Consider the following 24,281-nt stretch of genomic DNA (forward strand, 5'->3'; position numbering starts at 1 on the left):
AGACTTTTGTTAAAAAAAGGCATTTATTTCACCTATTTTGGACTATAAGGTATCTGATATGCGGTTTTGCCTATCACCGTTTCTAAACGCTTCTTTTCAATAAACTGACTTTCTCTCATTTTACTTCGAAGATTTGGAAAAGGTCTGCAAAAGACTTCAGGTTGTTCTTCACTTCATCCCATTTTTCCTGCTTTACATATACAGGATGGTAGGTGTATTCGCTTTGAGCATGGTTGATATCGTTGCACCAGGTTGCCAAGCGTTTAATTTTTAGCAAGTCGTCTAAATCTTCCCTTCCTTTGGTTTCAAGAATGAAAAATGTATTGGCGCCTGTTTTCACGAAAAAGTCAGGAAAATATTCCCGAATGTTTCCGTCCTGGGCTTGATATTCAATTTTAAAATTGATGCCGCCTTCGCCCATGGTGTTTTTGGCATAGGCAATAACATCTGAAAAACGATTTTCAAGAAACGATGCCACTTCCAGTTCAAACGCATTGTCGCCTATGATTTTATTGAATACCGATTTTTTCGGAACAAGGAAAGGTTGATTTTCTGCAACCTTTGGTTTGGTAAGCTTTAGCGAAATATAGTTTTTTACTTCTGCTGTTCCTTTGTCGCTTATGGTTAATGCATCAATCGCCTTTTTGAACGTAGTTCGCAAAATTTCCTTTGGTTTTACTTCCGAAAGATTTCTGAGTGTTTGTGGGTCGCTCAATTCAACTTCATTGGTGAAAAGTTGATATTTAATAAAACTTTCAACCTTTGGATAAAGGATGTTAAAACCGCTTACCAATCGGCTATCTTTTAATATGGACGAAGTGAAAAACCCAATTACATTTCGGTAATCAGGAACATTGTCTTTGAAAACTGTTTTGTGAGATAGATTGCCTTCAATGTCATTAAATACAATCTCTTTCAATTCATCTGAACTAAATTTTTTAAGGGTTACTTTTTCGTTTTGGAATTTACTTACATCAATGAGTTCCAAATTTTTGAACTCACGATAAATTCTTGGACTCATTTGTGGAATGGGAATATCCAGTTTATCCAAATCCTTATCGGGGTTTTCTTTGTCCACTTCCACAATAACAGGCGCTTTTCCTTTGGTGCCTTTACCCATTGGGCTGTATTGGAATTCAACACCTTCGGTTTTCAGTTCTTCTACAAACTCCAAAAACTTAGGAGTTCCAACAATCACCAATTTTTCGGGTGTGTCAAGCGAAAACATTTTTCTCAAACCACGACCGATGGTTTGTTCGGGAAGGATTTTAGAATCCGCACCATAGGGGCGAAGCCCTACTATGGTGGTTACATTTCTTACATCCCAACCTTCACGAAGCATCAAAACCGAAACAACGGCTTTGTAAGGCGAATGGTCTTTATCAATTTCATCTGCTGCTTTGCGTAATTTCTCTAATTCCTCTTTGTCTTTTTTACTGTTTGCTGATTCTTTGATTTCTCCCGATGTATTGGTGTGAATTGTCAGCACCGAATTTTTCATTTTCGGGTAATTGGCTTCCAAAAAAGCGGCGGCTTGGTCGGCTTCTTTGGTGTTCATTGTCATTATGAACAAAATTGGAGTTTTATGATTTTTCAGTTCTTCATATTGCTGTTCCCATTCCAAATAACCCAAATGAATATAGTCACGGTATCGTTCTACAAAATCATTACTGTCTTTTTCCTGAATTTTTTGTCTTGATGCTTCGTCTGGTAAAACAGGTGATTTTACAACATGGTGTTTTATGGATTCTACCAAGGGGTAATCGCAAATAGTTTGAACAAAAATGGCTCCGTTGTTATGTCTTGGTGTTGCGGTATAGTCTGCTTGCAAACTGATACCGTTTCCGGTCTTCAGTTTGATTTTATTGTTTATGTCTTCAATGCTCGTAAACCAAGCCAATGAACTGTCGTGAATGTGATGGGCTTCATCATTCAGCACAACCAGATTTTTAATTTTATCGCTTCTTAAAACTTTACCAAGGTCTAATCCCTTTGACGTGTCAGCGTCAGGTTTAGGTTTTACACCTAAGAAAGTTGTTTCAAAACTCTGTTCAGGTTCTTGATTGAAAAATACTCGGTGAATGTTGGTCAGGAAAATGTTTCCAGATTCTGTTATGGGTTTCAAGTCGTCTTGAATATGAAGCGTTAATTGAAAATCGTTTTTCCAGTCTTTGTCGTCAAAGCCATTGTCGGGAATAAAAGGCTCGTCAAAAAACATTTTAAGTCCGTCAAAATCTTTTCTCAAACGATTTAAAACAATGATGTTCGGGGCAATTACCAAAAAATCTTTTGAGAGGGTGCTGTCGGCTTCATAAAGTTTATGGAAATAAGACCAAACTAAAGTCAAGCCCATCACTTTTGTCTTACCTGCACCGGTCGCCATTTTCACCACATAGCGAGTCCAGTTTTCGTCAAACATTCCTGTGCTGATGCGCCCTGATGAATCAAACTTCATCAATTCATATTTGTCTTTGGCGTTGGCTATTTCATACAGATATACGATTGATTCAATGGCTTCACGTTGAGAAAAGAAAAAACGAAACTTCGTCTGCCCGATTAAATGCTCTTGATTAAACCAAAAATTCAAGAGTGATTTTGTCGTGTCGGATGCACCTGCATAATTTTCGTCACGCCAATTTGCCACTGCAAGTCTTATTTTATAAACCAATGGCGGTAACAGCTTTTCATAGGCGTTTTGAGAAGCGTCCATTTGGCTTTGTGACGGTGCCCACCTTTCGTTGGGTGGTAATATTTTAAATGGGTCTGATAGCTTCATCTACTAATTTTTTTCATTCATTGTCGGTCGTAAAGTTAGTTTTTTAAACCCTGTTATTGTCAAAAGTTGCACTCAAATTTTCCAATGTCCACTGGTCGGGTGGTGGGTGAGCTTGGGTGCGGTTGGGCAAATTATCTTTCATTTTTTCTGTTCGTTTATTGTCTGTCGTGTTGTCTTTTAGGGTGAGTGCCAACGTTCAGGGCTTTATGCAGGTTGGGTATTAGTATTCCGTCTGCCGAAAACCGCTGCTCAATTTATTAATAAATGTTAATGATAAGAACTACTGTTTGGTATTGTTTGTCAAGCTAGATATGAAGCTGGGATTTGCTAATAGTTGAAGTTAACAACGTCCAGCCCAACTTGCATAAAACCCAATGTTGTATGTAGTTTTTGTCCAACCATAAATTAAAGAAACTATGATACAAGTAAAAGAACTTATTGTTACAGACTTGTCAAGAAAAGGTACTGGCAAAGATGTTACAAGTCCAATTAGAACAGTCCTTGAAGTCTATACAAAAAATGGTGAGTTGTTAGCTTACCACGATAGTCAAGGCAATTATTCTGTTGAGGATTTGATTTCCTTTTCAAAATTTTGTCTGTCAAACAAAGAACTGTCAATTGATGAAGCGTTGAAAAAATGGAAAGCAAATTAACTGTCTCTTTTTTCAATGCCGTTTCTAATATTTTCAGGGATATGCTTTTCGTAATACTCTTTAACTTTTTTAGGTTGGCTAATAAGCATTTCACAAATAATATTTACAAACCCAAATAAAGCGTATGCAATTTCAATATTATCATTCAAATCAATCGTTCCAGGATGTACAGCATTGTTACCAACAACCCGAACGCTGTCAAGTGCTTGTTGCATTGTCTCAGGCAAACCTTTTTTTACAAGGTTCTTTATATCGTCATTTATATTCTTACCATTTTCTCCTAAGTGTATGCAAAGTTTCTGTACAGCAAGTCGCAATAAAGCTGCTGCACCTCTTGGAGAAATATTTACAATATCTTTTGCTTCATTGTAGTCATTTTTTATATCTTCTGGTAAGTCAGGGTTTGCCATTTCAACATTCCCTGTCAAAGGATAAACCATTTTGTTGTTTATCCATAAAGAAATTTGTTTACAATGTCCACACTTGGCGGTCATTGTCTGTTGTAAAACATATTGTGTATTGCCGTGACCACCGCTTGGTAAAAGTCCTTGATAGTGGCAGTGAATATTGGCAGACCAAGTTTGTTCAGCTAAAACCCCGCAGTGGGGGCAATGAAAAGATGTTTGTCCGATTGCAGGCTGGATGTGTTTCATTGTTTACGAAATGTCTGTTTAAAATTACATACAACTCGCCAATATACAAATCTTTACCCTCCTGTCCCATTCAATTATAAACATATTTTTTTGCTGATTTTCACTGCGTTAAGCCCTTTTTGCAACATACATATATTTTTATTCCTGTTTCATAAAGCCAACTTAGCAATTGGTTCCGGTACCCACTGTTTTTCATTTATCCATGCACATGCAGTATGCAGCTTCCCTACCCTTTCGCAATTGGCTGCGGGGCTTGTATTTTTTAATATTTATTCAACGAAATGTACACATTATTTTTAATTTAAAAACAAATTTTTCCATCAAAACATGTAAGTAGTTGGGCTCGCAGCTTACCACCCTGCTTACCTCCTTCCACCCTGCTTCGACCCTGCTTCGAGTCAACAGCGTTGCGCAACGCTGTAAATAGGGAGATGGTTGATAGTTGGTACGCAGTAAAACTTCTATCAACAAAAAACAATTTTTTACTGATTCAGCTTTTGCCGCACAACGCCAATACAGCAAATGGCTGAAAATGGCTTCACTGGTTGCCAGTGCCATTTACCGCCAATGGAAACCCCAAAAAGGCCTGCAACAACGCATGACGGGCCTGCTCATGAAATGGATGAAACAAGGCGCTACCCTTGCTGAAGTTGCACAACGTGTGCTGCAACTGTTTTTTCCTGCTACCACAACAGCAATGCCTGCCGCTATTGGCTTAAACCGGATGCACCATTTTAATGCAGTCAATACCAACAAACCGCTGCGCAGCCCGCAAAGCGGCTACATTCCTTTGCGTATTTAAATCAACAGGAAAAAGTATTGTGCTATATGCCTTACCTTCCATGAGTATTTGTGTAACAATTTCCTGCTAACTTGCAACAGCAATATTGCCCAATTGTAGCTTATCGCTTATGCAACCTATTCTCATTTATTGTTATGATGCCTATTGCGGCTGGTGCTATGGTTTTAGTCCGGTTTTAAAAAAAGTAACCGCTCAGTTTTCTGAATATTTTTCCGTTGAAGTGCTTAGCGGTGGCATGGTATTGCCCGAACAACCCACCCCAATTGCCGCAACTGCACAATATATTCAACAGGCTTATACTACTGTTGAAAAAACAACGGGTATTCGCTTTGGCGAAGATTATCTCTGGCATATTTTTCATCCGGAGCTGAGCGACTGGTTTCCGCACTCTGAGAAACCGGCCATTGCACTCTGTATTTTTAAAGAATATTTCCCGGATCAACAATTGGCTTTTGCAAGTGATTTGCAATATGCTTTACACTATGAAGGGAGGGATTTAACAGATAATGAAGCATATCGACACCTGCTTCACAAATACCATTTGCCCATTGATACATTTTACGAAAAATTACACAGTGAATCATATAAAGAAAAAGCTTATTATGAATTTGCGCTCTGCAAACAATTACAGGTAACGGGATTTCCGGCCGTATTGCTGCAGGCATCGGATTCTAAATTTTATCTGTTGGCCAAAGGCTATACCAACGAGGAAACCTTAACCACCCGCATTCAAAATGTGCTGAAGGAATTGAAGTTGATGCCTTAAAAACAATTCATCTAAAAAACAGTAATTAAATCAATCAAATTGATTGGCGGCAGGGCTGCAAAGCCGCTAAAAGAGGAATGAGTATCATGTAAAAGAACATTTTATGGGCCAATCCGTTTCTTAACAAATAAATGATTAATTTTATAACGAAATGCGAAGAAAAATGAAAAAAACAAGAAAATATCGGAGGGACTTTTTGTTCTCAACACCTTCTTTCTTAGTAGGTGCCGGGAGTGTATTCAATATTGCCGGCAATTACTTTAATTTCAATTATTCTTCTTCTGACATTGACGCTGATTCAAAAGCCCTACTTTCTGATTGGGGTATTATAGGTCAGGATATTCAAATAGCCAAAGAAAAACTCGAAAAGGAGTTAACACCTTTAAATGAAAAATAATGAGTGACGAACTCAAAGAACATAATTTTAACGATAAGGTGGATAATAATAAAGAATTTAATACCCCTGATGGCATCATAATTCCCAAAAAATTAAAACCAATTCTTTCTGATCCTGAAATATCAAATGAAAAAAAGAAAACAATTATTAAAGCAATCATTAGTATTACATTTCGAAGTGATTCATCTTTCAGTGGCCCTATTCCTCCTCCCGAAATTTTAAAAGGTTATAATGAAGTTGTTAAGAATGGAGGAGAGAGAATTGTTGCAATGGCTGAAAAACAATCTAACCATAGAATGCAATTAGATGATTATGTAATAAGAGAAGAATTAAAGCAAAGCAGGATGGGGCAAATATTTGGGTTTAATTGGAATGGGACTTGCAGCAACACTTGCAATTCTTTGACATGAAACCATTGCGGGAATATTTGGAATAACGACGATAATAGGCCTGGTAACAGTTTTTGTATTAGGTAAAAAAACACAACAAAAAGAACTTTCAGACAAAGTAAATGAATCGCATTACAACCATCTATTGCAAAAGAAAGAGTGACTGATTGTCTGCTAAGACAACAACAGTTGAGTGCTACATAACACATCAGTTTTTAAAATGAACTTTTGTGCCGAAATTTGCTGCATCTCGCAATACCATCATCGTTAACTTTCTTAATAGATGAGGAAGAAAATAACTGTTGGATGTTGTTGCATCAATTAATGTACTTGTTTACCTGCATTTTAAACCATAAACCACATACACATGAAAAAAATTTACCTTCTGCCCTTTTTACTGTTATTGTTCAGTATGGGGGCTATTGCACAGCCTGTACCCCCTGCTGAGGTTACAGATACCACTGCAATACCCAAACCTGTTGTAGCCATTACACACCACAGTATTGTAATAGGCGGTAAACCCGTGAATTATACCGCTACAGCAGGTACCCTTATTTTAAACAACGAAAAAGGTGAACCAATTGCTGATTTTGGTTTTGTGGCTTATACCAAAGAGGGTGTAAGCGATCTTAGTACCCGTCCGGTTTTATTTGGATATAACGGTGGACCGGGGTCTTCCTCACTCTGGTTACACATGGGCGCATTGGGCCCACGCCGCGTAGCCGTAAACGATTTATCGGCTCCTACGCCGCCTCCTTATAAAGTAGAAGACAACCATAATTCTATCTTAGATGTAACCGATATTGTAATGATTGACCCGATAGGCACCGGTTTTAGTCATGCTATTGGTAAAGCCAACAACAAAGATTTTTGGGGAGTGGATCAGGACTTACGTTCCATCAGCAATTTTATTAAAGCATACATTACAGAATACGATCGGTGGAATTCGCCCAAATATTTATTAGGCGAAAGTTATGGTACCATGCGTTCGGCTGGTGTGGTAAATTACCTGCAGGAACGGTTAGGCATTGCCGTTAATGGTGTGATATTGGTATCTTCCGTTTTAGACCTGCGCCAGCTAACTTTTGGGCCGGGCGATGATATTTCATATGTAATGTATTTACCCACTTATGCTGCCACTGCTTATTTCCATCATAAATTACCCAATCAGCCCGCTAATTTACCCGCTTTCTTGGAAGAGGTTACCAACTATGCCAAAGGAGCCTATACCACAGCATTGATGCTGGGCGATAAAATAGATGCAGCCACTAAAAATGCCGTGGCTGAAAAATTAGCCGCTTATACCGGATTGAGTAAAGACTATCTTTTAAAAGCCAACCTAAGGGTAACGGAGCCACAGTTTACACAGGAATTATTGCGTAATCAGCACCTTACGGTGGGCAGGTTAGATAGTCGCTTTACCGGTATTAATCAAAATTTATTAGCCGAAAATGCTAAGTTTGACCCACAAAGTACCGCCATTACACCGGCATATACCGCTACTTTTTTAAATTACCTGTACAGTGAGCTGAAGGTGAATAAAACCATGTATTACCATATTTCTGCTTATAATGCAGAAGGATTTAAATGGGATTGGCAGCGCAAAGGCGGCCTTTGGGGCGAAGGAGTTTACCCGCCTTCTACCGCACCAGATTTGGCCAATGCCATGAGCAAAAATCCCAATTTGAAAGTTCTGGTATACAATGGATATTATGATTTGGCTACGCCTTTTTTTGGTACTGAATATACCATGGACCACCTGGGATTGGAACCGGCTATCCAAAAAAATATTATCATGAAATATTTTGATGCCGGACACATGATGTATGTGCACCCGGCTTCATTGGTTACTTTTAAGAAAGATATTGTAGATTTTATAAACAATACCAACCCATAAACAAGTTAGCTATCAGTTTTGTAACCGGTAAACGAGAGGTATCGTTCACCGGTTTTTTTATATACCTACACAAGGAATAGCTTACCTTCAACGTTATTATAAAAAATAAAAACAACATGGCCAAATACTGGTTACCCGAGCCCGAAATACATGATTTTCCTGCAGCGATCGATTATCTGGAATTATTGTTTCCGTTACCAGAAGCCAAACAATATGTAGCCGAACTGCAAAAAGCTAAAACCATTCACAAAAAAGCAAAAGATATTTTAAGGGCTGCACAATTGCCTTTATTGCCTGCCGATAATTTGCACGTGAATGAAAACATCAAAAAAGTAAAAAAGGGAAAAAAACTTTCACCTATTTTATTGGTACGTGGTGTACAAAAATTAATGATTGCCGATGGATACCACCGGCTTTGCGCCATTTATTATTTATCAGAAGATTTGGAAATACCCTGTCGTTTAGTATAACCCGTACTGAATATTTAATGTGCTGGCGGATTATCTTTCCAATGCCATAAATGCAAACAGGCATACGTACGATAAGGCCGCCAACGTTCCGCAATTTTTACCAACTTTTCACGCTGTGTTTTTTTATCCATTTCGGGTATTTTATAAATGGCCTGCATAGCTTGTTGAATACCTAAGTCATCTATGGGCAATACATCTTCTCTGCCTAAGGTAAACATCAGTAACATTTCTACCGTCCAGCGCCCTACACCTTTTATTTGGGTTAAATAACGAATTACCGTTTCATCATCCATTTTATTCAACTTCTCTGGCTCTATGCCATTATTCAACGCAAATTGGGCTACGTTATGTACATAATTGGCTTTGGCATGCGATAAACCAATACTGCGCAATTGCTCGTAAGGGGTATGCAGAATGTCGGCCGGAGCAGGAATGGCAGGATATAAAGCCAGAAATCTGTTTTTAATAACAGCGGCTACTTTAACTGACAATTGCTGGCCAATAATAGCATTACACAATTGCAGGTACACCTGATTTCGTGGCTGTAGGCAAAAGGGTTGATGATGACGGATAACGGCAGCCAGCTTCTTGTCTTTTTGTAAATGTGTGATGTACGACATGCTATTTTGAATTGAATACAAACAACACCAAGAATAGCAAGTTAATACAATTGTTCAGAAAACAGTACTGCCATACATCATTGCAAATGACCTATGAAACACAATTTGTATGCATGAAGCATACCTGCCTATTTTGCTATCAACAGGCCGATATTGCTGCACAAAATCAGAAAATGGTAAAGAAGGTAACGGGATATTGGCATAGCTACCACCGTAGTATTGTTGGGTACTTAACAAATATCAAAATAAATAATAGCATTCAAAAGCGACATAAAATGTATTAATTTGCTGCAACAATCCTGTAGCTGAACAGGCAGTCAGCAAACCTTTATGTTAAAAAATATATTGGCCTTTATTAAAACCAAACCGGCACTGGCAGTGGGTTTTTTATTTGCCACTTCCAGTTTAATTTTTGGAATTTGGGTAGCTTCCATTCCCGGCATTAAAGCCCGTATGGGTTTTAGTGATGGCAGCCTCGGGCTTTCTTTGTTGTTATCGCCTTTAGGAGCCATCACCGGCATGCTGATTTCTACCCGTATTTTCAGTAAAATACCGGTGGGCAAGTGGATGGTAGGTGGCTATATTACCATGGCCTGTATTATGATTGCGCAAATTAATTCGGTGAACAGAACCATGTTTTGGATATGCCTGTATTGTTACGGGTTAACCAGTTTTTTAAATGGCGTATCAAGTAATGCCACGGTGAATTTATTAGAGAAAAAATACAACCGCTTATTCATGAGTACCTGTCATGGTATGTATAGTTTAGGCGGGGCGGTAAGCGCCGGTATTGCGGCCTTGCTATTTTTGGTGCATGTACCACCCGGCATTCAAATTGTGCTGGTGGTATTATTCATTGTTACAGTGATTCTTTCTAACAAAGCACAATTGCTCAGCAATACTGATATCATTCATTCCCGTTCAGAAGTAAAATTACCTTCCTTAACCATATTGGGTATTTCATTTATTTGCATGGTGAGTTTTATGGCAGAAGGTTGTGTAGCCGACTGGAGTGCCATTTATTTTAAAGAAGTATTGCATGCACCCAAAGCATTGCTCAGTTTGGGTTATGCCGGTTTTTCGGTTGCCATGACTTTTGGCAGACTAAATGGCGATACATTGATTACCAAATTAGGCAGTAAAAATATGGTGGTATATGGTGCTCTATTGGCAGCCTGCGGATTTTTAGTGGTAGTAACCGCACCTGTAGCACTGGTGGCCATAGTAGGTTATATTATGGTAGGCTTAGGCAGTTGTTGTATTGTGCCTATTTTATTCAGGGCATCGGCCAATATACCCGGCGTAACAACGGTGGAGGGCTTTGCGATGGTAACTACAGGCGGATTGGTAGGATTTTTAACCGGACCATCGGTAATTGGATTTATATCAGAGAAAGCCGGACTTTCAAAAGGTTTATCTTTATTGATATTAATGTGCAGCTTATCGGCTTATGTAGCCTACTGCAATCCTTTTATACAAAATAAGCAGCCTCTAACGGTAGACTCCTTACCTTATGATGAGCAATTGTATTAAATTATATAAAACCTATTTTTATTTTTTGCAAATACAATTGGCTTGTTTTAGATTGGCTGCCGTATTAACGCTACAACATCCCGTTGCACCCGAAAGGCTTAGTATGGATAACCTTTTCCAAAAAAAGTTTGTCAGCAATCCGGCGGAGTGAAGTATGATGAAAACAATAGCAAAAAAAATTACTCTCCTTTTTCATCTTCGTAACACCCACTTTCAAAAGTCAATCCAGTAAATCAATACTTTCAGCGGAAGGTTTAAAAAAGTGCGAAAAACAGGAAAAGGAACACCCTGTTTTGAATTGATCTGAAGTTAAATTAGTACATTTAAATACCAATTCACACCCATGCAAATTACTGCTACCATACACCGGGAAAAATACAGCACCACATTAGAAACGCCATCAGGAACATTTATGGCCGATGAGCATTTGGATGTAGGCGGCACTCAAAAAGGAATGAATCCTCACGAGTTACTGTTATCCAGTTTGGCAACCTGCACTGCCATTACTTTGAGAATGTATGCCGACAGAAAAGAATGGCCGTTAAACTGTATTCGGGTACATGTGAATATAACCTCAGAAGCCGAACCGGAAAAAGGTACACAAATAGAAAGAACCATTCAATTCACCGGCACATTAACAAAAGAACAGGAAGAACGATTATTGTATATTGCCAATCGCTGCCCAATTCATAAAATTTTATCAGGTAGTATACAAATTCATACCAATATAAACCAAACACAATGAATAAAGAAACGATGACCAAAAAATATTCTAATGGCGAAATCACCATTGTCTGGAAGCCGGGCGTATGCATTCATTCAGGCATTTGCGTACGCGGATTACCACTTGTTTTTAATACGGAGCTGAAACCATGGATTAATATACAGGCAGCCACTACTGCACAATTAATACAGCAGGTAAACCAATGCCCGTCAGGTGCTTTATCTTATTACAATAATGATGCAGAAGATGAAAACTCAGTTGAAATAAAAGCTGAAACGAAATTAGAGGCAATACCTGACGGACCCTTATTGGTGTATGGAAATGTACACATTACAGATGCTTTTGGCCATGAAACAAGAAAGAATAAAGTAACAGCATTTTGCAGATGCGGTCAATCGGGTAATAAACCCTTTTGCGATGGTTCACATAAAAAAGCCGGATTTAAAGATGGGAAACCTACAGTATGAATACAAATAAACGAAAAGAATAACTTTCACCTATCAAACATTAATCAGCCACAACACTCTGTAATAAGGGTGCATGCTTTATTTCAATATTTTTTACGTTATATAAAACAGCAGCAGGTATACCCTTGGCTACCGGCGCTTTCAATCCGTCTATTTCAATCCCATTTACATCATTACAATACATTACAGGCCTTTCATCATTTGCGATTGTTTCAAATTGTATATCACTCAACGTTAAATCCTGCACATGCCGAACAAACAAGCCGTAAGCCGGCGTTTTTCCGAGCAAAAATGGTTCAGGATAACCTTTGGCTAATTCAGGAAACGAACGCAAACCATCAGCCTTTGTACCACCACCTTGGTATTGTACCGTAATATGCCTCAATTGAATATTTTGAATGGCATAGCCCGGCACACCGGTGATTTGTATACCACTTAAAGCATCGGCATTCAGTACATGTATATTACTGATATAAATATTTTTAACGCTCCCCTCTTTAGTCGTTGCCAGCGGCCCTCTGTTTCTGCTACCTAACGTAATATAAATAGGGTAATGCCGAACATCTTCCATTACAATATTATCTACAATAATGTTATTCATTTCTCCGCCATCTACTTCCTCTAAGGCCAAGCCATTGCAACTTTTGAATATACAATTAGACACCACACAATTTCGAAAACCTCCGTTCGACTCTGTTCCAAACTTAATGCGGCCACCTGACCATCCAACTTCCGAAGAAATTCTGGTACCATCTAATAATGTTCCCTCCCGGTAAGCAGATACTTCACAATTTGTAATGAGTAAATTCTCTGTAACAACAGGTTTATTAAGAGCATATGAACTTTTTGGACAGATAGCATCATCATTGGGGCTGTTTACTTTACAATTACTGACGATACTGTTGCTGCAACCATCTAAATCAATGCCATCGCGGTTTGTATCAATCAATAAATTATCTAAGGTTACCAAATCGCATCCGGTAACCAATATGGCAAAATGGCCGCCATGAAATATGGTAATATCTCTTATCACAATATGCCTGCAATTTTTTAGCGCAATAGCCTTATCGCCTGTTTCAATGGCTCCACCCCAAACAGTTCCATCTTTCTCCTTATCTTTATTCGTCAGCCCACTCCCGTTAATCATTCCCGGTCCGGTAATACTAATATCATGCAAATCTTCACCCCATATTAAACTGTTATGGAAAAAAGTATGGCCACCATCCTGAAATTGTGGAAAGGGAAATACCTCAGCAGTGTCATAGGCATGCATTTCAGGTGGTGCGCCTGTAATTACCGCACCTGCATCTAAATATAAGTGGATATTGCTTTTTAAATGAATACTGCCGCATAAATAATTGCCAGCCGGAAAAAACACAGTTCCACCCCCCGCATTGGCACAGGCAATAATAGCCTTATTTATGGCACTATGATTCAAATGTTTCCCATCGCCTGTTGCACCATAATTTTTCACATTGTAAACTACATCTGATTTATCAGTTGATTTAGCTTGCCCTGTAGTAGACAAGAGCAATGAAAACCCTAATAAAAAAAATACTATTATTTTTATTATTTTTTGCATATCAATTTATTTTAGGGTGGTGATAACGCTGGTTAATAATGAATTTGTCATGCAGCAAATACACAGATACTGCAAGTTATCGGTCTGTTTACTTTTGTGAATAAATGTATTTACTATGAATAAAGATACAGACTAATACCTTTTATTACTAGCTGAAATTTTGGCTTGTATCAATTTTACCACATTAGTCAGCTCGCTGAAATCTAATCTTTGTTCAGGTGCATGAGAATTATGCCACGATTAGATTAACCTATGAGTGGAGAATTGAATATTAACGAAACACTTTTCCGTTAGTATCTACTGCTTTTATAACATACAGTACTTTTATATTTTTTTTAAAAAACTGTCGATAATCTGTAATTTAAATTATCCTTCCTTATCTATTTGCCAAACAAAAGTTATGTTTTGTTTGCCCTTCTTAAATGTGTTTATATATAATTAGCTACTGCTGATTCTAAACCTTTTACAGGAATTGTTTTATAGTAAAATATATTCAGAAATAAAATGTTTTCTGAATTAACAGGTTGGCTTTGGGTTTTTATAAACCATACTGTGCAACAAAAAAAACAAAAAATTAATTTATTTTTTATGTTTCTAATCGAAGCAGGTATTTGAATAAAGCGTACACCGCAACATCACCATTATCAATAAAAAATTTGAAGTTGAAAAATAATTAACTTACAGGAGCCTCTAAGAAGAATACCATATATTGAAACTTAAGACAATAACTTAAATGCAAGCATGCAGTTATGGTAATTTTATAAAAAGTATCTATCTTATACAACAAAAGTTTTAATGTGAAACAAAAATATTTTTGGGCAACATCACATGCACCCCAACATTACCATCTACCAGTTCTGTTATAGCTACATCAGCAGCCACACTGCATAACATATAGGCATCTGCCTCTGAAAGTTTTTTTGTTTCCATTAAATAATGTATCATTTGCCAAACTGCAATATGTGTGGCGGCATTCAAATCACGGTCACAGCCCATGGTAATTATATGGGTGGCAGATTCGGCTCTGGGCCATTGTAAACTTTTGCCTTTATGCACTATAAAATGTAGCTTACCAATGAGAGAAGTTTCAATTGCCGTAATATCTACTTCACCATCGCCCTGAGCGGCGTGGCCATCCCCAATTTCAAATAAAGCACCTTTTACGAATACCGGTAAATAAAGTGAGGTGCCTGCTACCAATTCTTTGTTATCTAAATTTCCGCCATGAATCCATGGTGGGGCACTATTCCATCTACCCGCTTTTTCAGGTGGTGCAACACCCATACTGCCAAAAAAGGGATGTAAAGGAATTTCAATTCCATCCGCAAAATGACCTAACATTTTCTCCCGGTCTAGATGAATGATTTTTGTTTTACGGTCAAATATTTCATCCGACAAAAAACCGCTTTGCCCTATACCATTGTAGCCATAATCAATAGGCAAATCAATACTGTCAATATGCACCTCTAATACATCGCCAGGCGCTGCTTCTTCTACAAATATAGGCCCCGTCAATACATGCCCACCTGGCCCGCGATTTTTTACAGCCTGTACAGCAATTAATTCCTTTTCTATTTGATTAGCAGGCACACCTGCTTTTATAAGATGTTCGGGATTTGAAGTTAGTACAGTTCGTATCCTTACATAATCCCCAGACCGGATGTGTAAAACTGGGGGCATTTCAGACCAGTAACTTCCCCAAACAACTGTTGAATCGGTAGGATTCAGTATAAAAGGATTTTGCACCGTTCCTTGCTGCTGGGCATAAGTAAACCCCGATATAAAAATAAAAAATAAGGATACCCGAATTTTACTTTTTGAAGAAGCATACATATTGGATAATTAAATTCATTTCATTAATAATTACAATCATCTGCAAGTTAACCAATATACACTGTTCCCAAGTCACAAAACTACTGATTCATTTACTTTGATTATTATTATCGCTAATATTGTTGTTCAGCCAATTAAAATAGTGTAAAAAAAACTGGCATACTTCTAAAAAAAATTTGAAAATTAAGAAACATTTTCAGTATGCTTTTGTATTACTGGTCTTAAACATTTTTGAAACTACTGAAAAAATTTCCGGTAGTTTATTGAATGAAGATCAACAACCCATGCTTACCATTACCATAGGAAAATATATTCACAGCAATAATTAGCTGCATGATTAAAGTTTTAATAAAGTACAGTTCGCCCTAATTTAGCAGATTCTCTGGCTTTATCCAGAATTTTAACGACCATCAAATTATTTTCTAAAGAATATAAACCATAAGGCGCAATGGTTATGTTTTTTCTGAGTACGGCATATAGATACGCATAGGGGTTAGTAAACACCTGAATATCTTTTGATGTAATGATTTTTTCTTTTTCCTCCTGTTTTTCATTTTTGCGGAAACGCATTTTTTCAGCATTTACCGAAATAATATAGCCTTTATCCCCGTATACTTCCATATCTTTTCGACTAAATGGCCAATCCCAGGAGGCCATAATAATGGCCTGTGCGGTTGCATAATTAATGATGATAGTTGCATCATCATCAACCTTTGGATAAATATCAGGTTTAAATTGGCGGGTAACTGCCTGTATAGAAATGGGTTGCGCACCATGCATCATCCGGGTAATCAGGTTTGCACCATAACATCCAAAATCGATAATTGCGCCACCTCCGTTTTCAATGGGGTTGGTTAACCATGTAAAGAATGCTTTCGGTACCCCTATTTCTTTCGGGCCCTGATGACCATCATGAAAAACAACTTTCCGGATATGCCCAACATAACTACTATCCCGCAATAATTCAAATGTTTTTTCAGTGGAAGGATACCAGGATGTTTCATAATTGGTTAAAAGAAATATATGATATTGTTGTGCCAATTTTTGCATTGCAACTGCATCCTTATAATTTGTTGCTAATGGCTTTTCAACCATTACATGTATTCCTCTCGGAGCACAGGCCTGTACTACTTTTAAATGATCAAAGATAGAACCATAAGCCAGAACAGCCTCTGGTTTCAGCTCATCCAGAGCAATACCCAGATTAGTATAAAATAAACTGCTATCTAAATGATACTGTTCAATGGCTTGTTTAATTAATTGCAGATCTGGTTCATAGATACCAATTACATTAACATCTTTTCTGTGGATATTATCTAAAATCCATGCCACATGGCCATGACTGATTCCAGCCACTACTACACTAACGGGTATATTTTTTATATCATTCTTTTTTTGAGCCAAAACAGCAGGAAGAATGATACAATGAAAACAAAATAAAATAACCCATTTTTTCACTGGTGCTAACATAATTATCTGGTTTTATAATTTTTTAAAAAAATAATGATAAAAACGGAATTATAATGATTCAAAAAGATATCACACTTACTATTGCAAATTTCAAAATTTTTGCTTTTAAAAAAGATGCTGTTATTTTATATTTATACATACCTTTATTGAGATCAATCTCAATTCACCTTTTCCGAAAATATAAATATTCTTACAATCTATATTTAATTTTTTAAAAAATTATTCAAACAAATCGGCTATGCGATTGCTCACTCTTCTAATTGGCAGTATTTTGGCGCCCTTCTTTTGTGAAGCACAAAATAACAATGCACTTTTACAGGCACATATAAACAAATTTATAAATGCCGAGAAATATACTATCGAAGTAGCATCTGAAATGCCCGATTCTTTATATAACTTCAGGCCGGTAAGTACTGAAATGACCTTTAAACAACAACTGATTCATTTGGGTAAAAATATTATTTGGCTTTGCACAAAGTATTTAAATGAACAACCAAATTTACCTGCATTTTCCAACAATATAGTAGCAGAAGCGATGAATAAAGACCAAACTATAGACTTTGTAAAAAAATCCTATGAATATGGTATATTATCATTCAAACAACTGGATACAACCAGTTTACTAAAAAAATTTAATTGGTCAGGTACACAATTAAATAAAATCCAATTCCTTAATTTAATAGAAGATCATCAAACACACCACAGAGCCGAATTACTTGTTTATCTTAGGTTAAATAATATTAAACCACCTGAATATATTGGCTGGTAAATGAATTTAAATAATTTAATTTTCTCCAATATTCGTAATTAAAAATTACAGGTGGGTTGCTAATAGGCACTTAGGTTTCATTTGATTACCATCAGCTATATTACCGGCTAGGCTAAGTATATTCTATTGAATTTTCAGAAAATGTCAACATGTATTATTGCAGTATAAGCTGTACAACGAATTGCACCTTAAAATTTCTTTTTTTATATAGTTTCGCTTCTTTACATTCGGTATTCTATAATATTCGTTAAAAAATTATTGCTTTTAAATTTTATTACATGTTGAACTGGTTGACTGCCTTTTATTTATACCCACCGATAGCTTCAACCTTTTTATGCGCTAACCACACTGCTGTTGTACTTTCATTAAACCAAATTATAATTTATATAATATATTTTTTAATTTATAAAAAATATAAATTTCAGTTAGGTACAATAAAATAAATCATTAATAAAATTTTATGAATAAAAAATTAATTTTATGGTCGGTTACAGTAGGCTTGGGCGGATTATTGTTTGGTATGGATGTAGCCGTTATATCGGGAGCCGAGCAGGCCATACAACAACTTTGGCAACTGAGTAATTGGATGCATGGAACCGCTATTGCGATGGCATTGTATGGTACCGCATTTGGAGCGGCGCTGGGTAATATTCCTGCTAATAAAATAGGTCGAAAAAAATCTTTGTTTTGGATTGGCATTTTGTTTTTAATTACCGCTGTAGGTGCAGCCGTTTCTACCAACGTATATGCATTTATGATTTTCCGTTTTATAAGCGGACTAAGTATTGGTGCTTCATCGGTAGTGGCACCGGTTTATATTTCTGAAATAGCACCCGCTAAATACCGGGGCCGCATGGTTATTTCTTTTCAATTAAATGTAGTAGCAGGGATTTTGATTGCTTATTTTTCAAATTATTTATTACAGGGCTTCGATGGAAAAAACGACTGGCGCTGGATGCTGGGTGTAGTGGCCATTCCTTCAGCTGCTTTTTCAATACTCATGCTCTTTACCCCTGAAACACCCCGTTGGTTGGTATTGTATAAAAAAGATGATGCAGCAGCCAGAAAAGTGTTGGCTTTAACAGAAGATACAACCGACCACTTAATTGAACGCATTAAAAATTCAGTAAGTTCTAATAAAGAAAAACTTTTTCAGAAAAAAAATACACATTTGTTAATGCTCGCTTTTTTGATTGCATTTTTTAACCAGCTCTCGGGCATTAATGCCATTATTTATTTTGCACCTAAAGTATTTGAAATGGCCGGCATTGGCCGCAGCGCCGCTTTATTTTCAACAGTAGGCATTGGTGTGGTGAATTTAATTTTTACCATTATTGGCTGGTCGCTGATTGATAAGTTTGGACGTAGAACCCTTATGTTTATAGGTTCCTTCGGTTATATCATTTCCTTATCGCTGATTGCAATTTCATTTAACAACACCGACCATAGTATGATTGTTTACTATGTATTTCTATTTATTGCAGCACATGCAGTTGGCCAGGGTGCTGTAATCTGGGTATTCCTGTCTGAACTTTTTCCCAATGCCATTCGGGCCAGTGGTACTTCATTTGGCTGTTTAACGCATTGGACTTTTGCTGCATTGGTAGCACAGGTATTTCCCTTTTTCGCAGCAACCGTATCGGGCACCCTCATTTTTGGTTTCTTTGCTTTTATGATGGTATTACAATTGTTGTATGTATGGAAAATGATGCCCGAAACAAAAGGCATTGCATTGGAAAATATGGAAAGTACGGTGATACTGCATTAAACCATTTTTAACAGCAGCAAATACAACAACCGAAACTTTACAGTGTGTGGATGAAAGCAACCAGCGTATCGATTAACACACCACTAACAGGAAGTTGTGGACTATTATAGGCAGCAATATTGGTATTTCTATCGCCTGTAACCATTTTAAAAATATGATTCATATGGGGAATCATTACCAATTTTGCTTGCTCACTTGCCTTTGCCAATAATTGTGCATCGGCTTCACTTACCTGAATATCATGAGTGCCTTGAACAATCAATACCGGAATATGATTAAGTTGCTGTATAGCGATAGCAGGATTATACCGAAACCAGGATATTAAGTAAGGTTGTACAGATGGTCTAAACAAGCTATAGAGTAAAGGGTTAGCGTATTGTAAGGTTTTACCCATTTCTAAGGTATCAATATCGGCATAAATCAGGTTTCGTATGGTTTCCGGCTGATTAGCCAACTGTTCTTTCAATATTGTACCGGCAGGTTTGCCGGTACCGGCTATCGACACAAATGCATCAGCGTTATGCTTTGCCGCTAACATGCCAATCAGGGAACCTTCACTATGCCCTATTACAATTACTTTTGAAAAACGGGTATCTTTTTTTAGCAGCTGAAGCCATGCTTTAGCATCTTTCACATAATCTTCAAAACGAAGGTCGGTTTCATTTTTTCCGGCCTCCCTACTGGCACCAATACCTCTTTTATCGTATCGCACAGCGGCAATACCATGTACAGAAAGGCTATCAGCCAACATCTTTAAACTTTCATTTTTCATCATGGCACTATTCCCATTTCGGTCTGTTGGGCCCGACCCGGCAATAATTAATGCAACTGGCATAGGGTAACGCAAATCGGGAATAGTTAAAGTACCTTCAATATTCCCGGTAGGTGTTTTTAATTCAATGGGTGTTTCATGAAAAAGTGTATCGGAACCCTTATTTGCAAATGCGAATAATTGTATGCCACACAAAAAAAAGGAACAGATTAACCTGATCATATTATTGCTTTCAAATTTAATTTTGAAAATAAAACAGTTTACATGGGTATAGAATATAGATACAAGCTTAAACACCATTCGCTCATTCATGTAAGTTTTTACCATAGGCATCTAACAATTGTATGGTATGTTGCAAACTTCCTGCATCATATCCATCTAAATGTCCGGGAATAACAAAGGCAGGTTTTGGAAATTGCTGTATGGTTTTTTGCATTGATATTTTCCAGGCTTGCACATTGGCATCTGACAAATTACCCAAATTATTTGTTTCGGTACTTTTAATAAAACATCTGCCATATAAAATTTTTTCATTCGGAAACCAAATCACAATATTATCACTACTATGTCCTTCCCCCGGATAAAAAGTCTGGAACTCATAATTACCTATTTTAAAAAGAGTATCTTTTGTAAACACGTATCTGGAAATACCTTCATGGTTTTGCTTGCATAAATATTGCGTTGCTTTTGAGCTGTAAGTGGCAATTCCTTTTCTTGCATAATAATTTAATCCAATGGTTCGGTCGCTATGAAAATGAGTAGCAATGCACAAAACCACTTTTTGATGATGGCGTTGCAGAATACTATCTAACAAAGGTTGCAATTGTGTGGTATCCCATGGGGTATCCAATAATACAACCCCTCTTTCGGTTACTACATACATACCATTGGCAGGGTAGGGTGTACCATTTACCTTTCCATAAGTTGTAAAAATATAAAAGTTACCTTTCAAATGCCAGAACGAAAGCAGCAGATGGGTAGATTGTGCATAATTTGGATTCAATGTAATACATACCAATAATGTAATCAAGCCACGCTGCAATATTGTTTTCATTTTATGTAATGCTTTTTGAAGCGAAACATTGGTGCATATCTTAATAATTTTAGCCCAAATAATAAGTTTAATTTTTACTTCAACTATATTTACATTCTATTGTTGATCCAATTTCAATATGCTTTGTAGTAGTATATTGGCTCCTTTAGAAATTGCATCAGGTGTGGAATATTCTTTGGGAGAATGGCTAATTCCTCCTACACTTGGAATAAAAATCATTCCTGCCGGTGCCAATAATGCCATCTCTTGTGCATCATGTCCGGCACCACTGGGCATTACTTTATAAGTATATCCTAATTGTGTAGCAGAAGCTTGAATGATATCCTGAATTCGACGGTTCATTAAAGCCGGTGCCGACGAAATGTGAAGGTTATTAAACTTAATACGAGTACCGGTTTCGGTTGCAATACTATCTGCCCGTACTTCAATGGCTTTGAACATATCCCAAATCATTTTTTCATCCAGATCTCGTAGTTCAAGGCTCATAACAGCTTTACCAGGAATTACATTTGGGGCACCAGGTTCAACAGCTATTTTACCTACATTACACACTTGCCTTCCTGGTAAGGCTTTGACTACCTCATTTATAGCAACAATTAATTTTGCAGCTGCCAGCAAAGCATCCTGCCGGTGTAGCATTGGTGTAGTACCTGCATGGTTTGCAAATCCGTTAATAGTAACTTCCCATTCTTCAATACCAACAATTCCCTCTACTATACCAATGTCTTTTTTTTCATTTTCCAGAAAATTTCCTTGTTCAATATGCAGCTCCAGATACGCTGCAAGACTCCCTTTAGGCTTTTTGGCCTCAACCAGTTTATCCGGATTACCACCAATAGCACGAATACCTTCAGCAATTGTTAATCCACTGGAGCTTATTTCATGCAGTGCTGTTTGATTTAGATTACCTGCCATAGCATGACTGCCTATTACTCCTCCTTCTTCATCTGTAAAATCAATTACCTGTAAGGGGTGTTGCGTTAAAATATGATGTTCCTGCAATACTTGTATCACTTCAATAGCACTTATTACACCTACTACTCCATCGTAATTACCGCCATGTGGTACCATATCGGTATGAGAACCCATTGCGATAGGCAATAATATTGAATCCCGACCGGCTCTGCTGCCAACAATATTACCTGCTGCATCAATGTGCACCGTTAAACCTGCTTTTTTCATAAGTTCGTAAATAAAAGCCCGCCCTTTTATATCGCCTTTGCTAAAAGCTACACGGTTACCTCTACCCATACTATCTCTGCCAAATTTTGATAATTCAAGAATATGTTGTTCTATTCTTTGCTTGTTTACCTTTAAATCAGGTTCATTAACCAGATGTTGAGCCAAAACATCTACATTTATCAGTATAGCTATTGTAAAAAATAATGACAGCCGATTATATTTTTGCATTGTATAATTGGTAATGAATATTAGAAAACTGCATTAGCGCAAGCTACAATTTACTCTTTTTTATCCGGAAATTAAAAAATAAATGCTTTAACCACGTAATTTATTATGAACTGAAGCATTATAATTTATCGGCTAACAATTCAGGTAATTTATTTACCGAATAAATCCATTTTTATAATAGAATCGATTTAAATACATGCTTTTGTAATTAATTGAAGATTTGTACCACATCTGCTATTAAAAAAAGTACTTCCTATTGCAGGAATGAAAATTTTTTTACTCTTTTGTTATAATGCATACCATTTCAAAACATTTATAAAATCTTATTTACACTATTCAGCATCCCAAAATAGTTTGTGGTAAATTAATCCAAATACTACAATTTAAAAACTTTAGTCAAAATTGTATCCTATAAACATTTATTTTTCAAAAAAAAGATAAAAAAGCAACCTTTTTTTAAATAATTACGTAAGTAATGAAATAACAATGCTGAGATAGTAATAACCCCGGTTAAATGCCTGAAATATATTATATAATTTATATATATTTCTTATATTTTTGATGTAAAACAAACATATACATTGATTCTGTAACAAAAATTGGAAATATGAAAGCTATTACAAATAAAAAGAGAGCTATTTATATCAGCATAGTCATTATACTATTGGTTACTTCAATGTATGCTTTGTATTTATACAATAAACCACACCAAGGAGTAGAAAATGAAATCCCGGTATTAATTACTACAGCTACTAATTTTTATCAGCTGTATTCTGAAAATGAAGGCGCAGGTGATAAGAAATTTTCGGGCAAAGTGATTGAACTTAATGGTACAGTAGACAATGTTGAGTTAAGCGACAGTACTTTTAGTTTGCATCTTAATGCCGGAACTGCATTGGGTGGTATTAATTGTAGTATGTATTTTCCAAAAAATAAACAAATAGAGCCTCCGAAAATTGGATCAATGATACTTATCAAGGGAAGATGTACAGGGTATTTGATGGATGTTAATTTAGTTGATTGTATAATAGAAAAAAAATAATAGTCATTACTTACTATAAAAAATAACAAAATGAAAATTAAATTATTATTATGTTTCATTCTCCTGCTTTCGTCGTTGTTATTTATTGCAAGTTGTACCAAACAAAGTGAAGACCATCTTGTATCACCTTCAACACTATCCTGCGATACCACCAATGTACAATATAGTACTACTATTGTGGCTATACTAAGTGCCAACTGTTATCGTTGCCATGGGGCTATAACAAACGGAGGAAGTGGGGGTATCATTCTGGAGGGTTATCTTAATTTAAAAAAATGGGCCGATAATGGTTATTTGGTTGGAAATATAACACATGCGCCGGGTTATATTCCGATGCCTTTCGACGGAGGTAAATTGTCTGATTGCGATATTAACAAAATAAAAGCATGGATAAATCAGGGCACAAAAAATAATTAATATTTAAAGATATTTAT

Annotated in this window: 25 protein-coding genes; 15 read left to right on the plus strand and 10 right to left on the minus strand. The window is 36.7% G+C overall.

Annotated features, from left to right (window positions below; genetic code table 11):
• Positions 1–115: 115 nt before the first annotated feature.
• Both A0F92_RS00400 and A0F92_RS15385 read right to left on the minus strand, forming a co-directional pair.
• Positions 116–2,776, minus strand: coding sequence for a DEAD/DEAH box helicase (locus tag A0F92_RS00400; RefSeq protein ID WP_068240496.1), 2,661 nt, complete (start codon positions 2,774–2,776; stop codon positions 116–118).
• A gap of 43 nt (positions 2,777–2,819) precedes the next feature.
• Positions 2,820–2,969, minus strand: coding sequence for a hypothetical protein (locus A0F92_RS15385; protein WP_167516654.1), 150 nt, complete (start codon positions 2,967–2,969; stop codon positions 2,820–2,822).
• A gap of 223 nt (positions 2,970–3,192) precedes the next feature.
• On the opposite strand from A0F92_RS15385, the gene A0F92_RS00405 reads away from it, so the two are divergent.
• Complete coding sequence (locus A0F92_RS00405; protein ID WP_068240498.1) at positions 3,193–3,429, plus strand: hypothetical protein; 237 nt, start codon at positions 3,193–3,195, stop codon at positions 3,427–3,429.
• Here the strand turns inward: A0F92_RS00405 and A0F92_RS00410 are convergent.
• The gene (locus tag A0F92_RS00410) at positions 3,426–4,082 is read right to left on the minus strand and encodes a DUF4145 domain-containing protein (RefSeq protein WP_068240500.1); all 657 of its coding nucleotides are present in this window, start codon (positions 4,080–4,082) and stop codon (positions 3,426–3,428) included. The genes A0F92_RS00405 and A0F92_RS00410 overlap by 4 nt on opposite strands.
• Positions 4,083–4,614: 532 nt before the next feature.
• Here A0F92_RS00410 and A0F92_RS00415 point away from each other — a divergent pair.
• The 6 genes from A0F92_RS00415 (at position 4,615) to A0F92_RS00440 (ending at position 8,803) form a co-directional block, all read left to right on the plus strand.
• Positions 4,615–4,884 carry a hypothetical protein gene (locus tag A0F92_RS00415; RefSeq protein ID WP_167516655.1) on the plus strand — a complete coding sequence of 90 codons (270 nt, stop codon included), beginning with the start codon at positions 4,615–4,617 and terminating at the stop codon, positions 4,882–4,884.
• A 109-nt stretch (positions 4,885–4,993) separates the two neighbouring features.
• Entirely contained in the window at positions 4,994–5,650 is a 657-nt protein-coding gene (locus A0F92_RS00420; RefSeq protein ID WP_068240505.1) for a DsbA family protein, read from the plus strand.
• A gap of 163 nt (positions 5,651–5,813) precedes the next feature.
• Entirely contained in the window at positions 5,814–6,047 is a 234-nt protein-coding gene (locus A0F92_RS00425) for a hypothetical protein (protein WP_068240507.1), read from the plus strand.
• Positions 6,047–6,457 carry a DUF2335 domain-containing protein gene (locus tag A0F92_RS00430; protein ID WP_068240509.1) on the plus strand — a complete coding sequence of 137 codons (411 nt, stop codon included), beginning with the start codon at positions 6,047–6,049 and terminating at the stop codon, positions 6,455–6,457. Before A0F92_RS00425 ends, A0F92_RS00430 begins: the two co-directional genes overlap by 1 nt.
• Positions 6,458–6,803: 346 nt before the next feature.
• Positions 6,804–8,333: a S10 family peptidase gene (locus A0F92_RS00435; RefSeq protein ID WP_068240511.1), complete on the plus strand. Its 1,530-nt coding sequence runs from the start codon at positions 6,804–6,806 to the stop codon at positions 8,331–8,333.
• A 116-nt stretch (positions 8,334–8,449) separates the two neighbouring features.
• A complete protein-coding gene (locus A0F92_RS00440; protein WP_068240513.1) occupies positions 8,450–8,803 on the plus strand; it encodes a hypothetical protein in 354 nt (117 codons plus the stop codon).
• A gap of 14 nt (positions 8,804–8,817) precedes the next feature.
• On the opposite strand, the gene A0F92_RS00445 is transcribed toward A0F92_RS00440, so the two are convergent.
• Positions 8,818–9,423, minus strand: a complete 606-nt coding sequence (locus A0F92_RS00445; protein WP_068240514.1) for a DNA-3-methyladenine glycosylase family protein — start codon at positions 9,421–9,423, stop codon at positions 8,818–8,820.
• Between the two features lie 330 nt (positions 9,424–9,753).
• On the opposite strand from A0F92_RS00445, the gene A0F92_RS00455 reads away from it, so the two are divergent.
• The 3 genes from A0F92_RS00455 to A0F92_RS00465 all read left to right on the plus strand — a co-directional run bounded on the left by A0F92_RS00455 (position 9,754) and on the right by A0F92_RS00465 (position 12,147).
• Complete coding sequence (locus tag A0F92_RS00455) at positions 9,754–10,956, plus strand: MFS transporter (protein WP_068240519.1); 1,203 nt, start codon at positions 9,754–9,756, stop codon at positions 10,954–10,956.
• 343 nt (positions 10,957–11,299) lie between these two features.
• Positions 11,300–11,701 carry an OsmC family protein gene (locus A0F92_RS00460; protein WP_068240521.1) on the plus strand — a complete coding sequence of 134 codons (402 nt, stop codon included), beginning with the start codon at positions 11,300–11,302 and terminating at the stop codon, positions 11,699–11,701.
• Positions 11,698–12,147 carry a (4Fe-4S)-binding protein gene (locus tag A0F92_RS00465; protein ID WP_068240523.1) on the plus strand — a complete coding sequence of 150 codons (450 nt, stop codon included), beginning with the start codon at positions 11,698–11,700 and terminating at the stop codon, positions 12,145–12,147. Before A0F92_RS00460 ends, A0F92_RS00465 begins: the two co-directional genes overlap by 4 nt.
• Before the next feature lie 40 nt (positions 12,148–12,187).
• Here A0F92_RS00465 and A0F92_RS00470 read toward each other — a convergent pair whose 3' ends face one another.
• Both A0F92_RS00470 and A0F92_RS00475 read right to left on the minus strand, forming a co-directional pair.
• A complete protein-coding gene (locus A0F92_RS00470; protein ID WP_167516656.1) occupies positions 12,188–13,729 on the minus strand; it encodes a rhamnogalacturonidase in 1,542 nt (513 codons plus the stop codon).
• Positions 13,730–14,521: 792 nt separating this feature from the next.
• The gene (locus A0F92_RS00475) at positions 14,522–15,562 is read right to left on the minus strand and encodes an acetamidase/formamidase family protein (RefSeq protein WP_167516657.1); all 1,041 of its coding nucleotides are present in this window, start codon (positions 15,560–15,562) and stop codon (positions 14,522–14,524) included.
• A gap of 176 nt (positions 15,563–15,738) precedes the next feature.
• Between A0F92_RS00475 and A0F92_RS15390 the strand changes: the two genes are divergently transcribed.
• On the plus strand, positions 15,739–15,891 hold the full coding sequence (locus tag A0F92_RS15390; protein WP_167516658.1) for a hypothetical protein: 153 nt from the start codon (positions 15,739–15,741) through the stop codon (positions 15,889–15,891).
• Between the two features lie 16 nt (positions 15,892–15,907).
• Here A0F92_RS15390 and A0F92_RS00480 read toward each other — a convergent pair whose 3' ends face one another.
• Positions 15,908–17,032: a Gfo/Idh/MocA family protein gene (locus A0F92_RS00480; protein ID WP_068240525.1), complete on the minus strand. Its 1,125-nt coding sequence runs from the start codon at positions 17,030–17,032 to the stop codon at positions 15,908–15,910.
• A 238-nt stretch (positions 17,033–17,270) separates the two neighbouring features.
• Here A0F92_RS00480 and A0F92_RS00485 point away from each other — a divergent pair, with 238 nt between their 5' ends.
• Both A0F92_RS00485 and A0F92_RS00490 read left to right on the plus strand, forming a co-directional pair.
• Positions 17,271–17,801, plus strand: a complete 531-nt coding sequence (locus tag A0F92_RS00485; protein ID WP_167516659.1) for a DinB family protein — start codon at positions 17,271–17,273, stop codon at positions 17,799–17,801.
• Positions 17,802–18,261: 460 nt separating this feature from the next.
• A complete protein-coding gene (locus tag A0F92_RS00490; RefSeq protein ID WP_068240529.1) occupies positions 18,262–19,569 on the plus strand; it encodes a sugar porter family MFS transporter in 1,308 nt (435 codons plus the stop codon).
• A gap of 37 nt (positions 19,570–19,606) precedes the next feature.
• Here the strand turns inward: A0F92_RS00490 and A0F92_RS00495 are convergent, their stop codons facing one another.
• The 3 genes from A0F92_RS00495 to A0F92_RS00505 form a co-directional block, all read right to left on the minus strand.
• Positions 19,607–20,563, minus strand: coding sequence for an alpha/beta hydrolase (locus A0F92_RS00495; protein ID WP_068240573.1), 957 nt, complete (start codon positions 20,561–20,563; stop codon positions 19,607–19,609).
• An 82-nt stretch (positions 20,564–20,645) separates the two neighbouring features.
• Positions 20,646–21,395 (minus strand): BlaB/IND/MUS family subclass B1 metallo-beta-lactamase, encoded by a 750-nt coding sequence (bla, locus tag A0F92_RS00500; protein WP_068240531.1) that lies wholly within the window; start codon positions 21,393–21,395, stop codon positions 20,646–20,648.
• Between the two features lie 96 nt (positions 21,396–21,491).
• Positions 21,492–22,805 (minus strand): Zn-dependent hydrolase, encoded by a 1,314-nt coding sequence (locus A0F92_RS00505; protein WP_068240533.1) that lies wholly within the window; start codon positions 22,803–22,805, stop codon positions 21,492–21,494.
• A gap of 607 nt (positions 22,806–23,412) precedes the next feature.
• Here A0F92_RS00505 and A0F92_RS00510 point away from each other — a divergent pair.
• Entirely contained in the window at positions 23,413–23,847 is a 435-nt protein-coding gene (locus tag A0F92_RS00510; RefSeq protein WP_167516661.1) for an OB-fold protein, read from the plus strand.
• 30 nt (positions 23,848–23,877) lie between these two features.
• A complete protein-coding gene (locus A0F92_RS00515; RefSeq protein WP_167516662.1) occupies positions 23,878–24,264 on the plus strand; it encodes a c-type cytochrome in 387 nt (128 codons plus the stop codon).
• The last annotated feature ends 17 nt before the right edge of the window (positions 24,265–24,281 follow it).

Source organism: Hydrotalea flava (assembly GCF_001623405.1).
GTDB lineage: Bacteria > Bacteroidota > Bacteroidia > Chitinophagales > Chitinophagaceae > Hydrotalea > Hydrotalea flava.

Excerpts from the sequence above, each read along its gene's own strand:
- A0F92_RS00490 (WP_068240529.1), top strand. The coding sequence starts at position 18,262 with ATGAATAAAAAATTAATTTTATGGTCGGTTACAGTAGGCTTGGGCGGA.
- A0F92_RS00425 (WP_068240507.1), top strand. The coding sequence starts at position 5,814 with ATGAAAAAAACAAGAAAATATCGGAGGGACTTTTTGTTCTCAACACCT.
- bla (WP_068240531.1), bottom strand. The coding sequence starts at position 21,395 with ATGAAAACAATATTGCAGCGTGGCTTGATTACATTATTGGTATGTATT.
- A0F92_RS00470 (WP_167516656.1), bottom strand. The coding sequence starts at position 13,729 with ATGCAAAAAATAATAAAAATAATAGTATTTTTTTTATTAGGGTTTTCA.
- A0F92_RS00410 (WP_068240500.1), bottom strand. The coding sequence starts at position 4,082 with ATGAAACACATCCAGCCTGCAATCGGACAAACATCTTTTCATTGCCCC.
- A0F92_RS00420 (WP_068240505.1), top strand. The coding sequence starts at position 4,994 with ATGCAACCTATTCTCATTTATTGTTATGATGCCTATTGCGGCTGGTGC.
- A0F92_RS00460 (WP_068240521.1), top strand. The coding sequence starts at position 11,300 with ATGCAAATTACTGCTACCATACACCGGGAAAAATACAGCACCACATTA.
- A0F92_RS00435 (WP_068240511.1), top strand. The coding sequence starts at position 6,804 with ATGAAAAAAATTTACCTTCTGCCCTTTTTACTGTTATTGTTCAGTATG.
- A0F92_RS00455 (WP_068240519.1), top strand. The coding sequence starts at position 9,754 with ATGTTAAAAAATATATTGGCCTTTATTAAAACCAAACCGGCACTGGCA.
- A0F92_RS00475 (WP_167516657.1), bottom strand. The coding sequence starts at position 15,562 with ATGTATGCTTCTTCAAAAAGTAAAATTCGGGTATCCTTATTTTTTATT.
- A0F92_RS00415 (WP_167516655.1), top strand. The coding sequence starts at position 4,615 with ATGGCTTCACTGGTTGCCAGTGCCATTTACCGCCAATGGAAACCCCAA.
- A0F92_RS00405 (WP_068240498.1), top strand. The coding sequence starts at position 3,193 with ATGATACAAGTAAAAGAACTTATTGTTACAGACTTGTCAAGAAAAGGT.
- A0F92_RS00400 (WP_068240496.1), bottom strand. The coding sequence starts at position 2,776 with ATGAAGCTATCAGACCCATTTAAAATATTACCACCCAACGAAAGGTGG.
- A0F92_RS00505 (WP_068240533.1), bottom strand. The coding sequence starts at position 22,805 with ATGCAAAAATATAATCGGCTGTCATTATTTTTTACAATAGCTATACTG.
- A0F92_RS00465 (WP_068240523.1), top strand. The coding sequence starts at position 11,698 with ATGAATAAAGAAACGATGACCAAAAAATATTCTAATGGCGAAATCACC.
- A0F92_RS00495 (WP_068240573.1), bottom strand. The coding sequence starts at position 20,563 with ATGATCAGGTTAATCTGTTCCTTTTTTTTGTGTGGCATACAATTATTC.
- A0F92_RS00480 (WP_068240525.1), bottom strand. The coding sequence starts at position 17,032 with ATGTTAGCACCAGTGAAAAAATGGGTTATTTTATTTTGTTTTCATTGT.
- A0F92_RS00445 (WP_068240514.1), bottom strand. The coding sequence starts at position 9,423 with ATGTCGTACATCACACATTTACAAAAAGACAAGAAGCTGGCTGCCGTT.
- A0F92_RS00515 (WP_167516662.1), top strand. The coding sequence starts at position 23,878 with ATGAAAATTAAATTATTATTATGTTTCATTCTCCTGCTTTCGTCGTTG.
- A0F92_RS00440 (WP_068240513.1), top strand. The coding sequence starts at position 8,450 with ATGGCCAAATACTGGTTACCCGAGCCCGAAATACATGATTTTCCTGCA.
- A0F92_RS00485 (WP_167516659.1), top strand. The coding sequence starts at position 17,271 with ATGCGATTGCTCACTCTTCTAATTGGCAGTATTTTGGCGCCCTTCTTT.
- A0F92_RS00510 (WP_167516661.1), top strand. The coding sequence starts at position 23,413 with ATGAAAGCTATTACAAATAAAAAGAGAGCTATTTATATCAGCATAGTC.
- A0F92_RS00430 (WP_068240509.1), top strand. The coding sequence starts at position 6,047 with ATGAGTGACGAACTCAAAGAACATAATTTTAACGATAAGGTGGATAAT.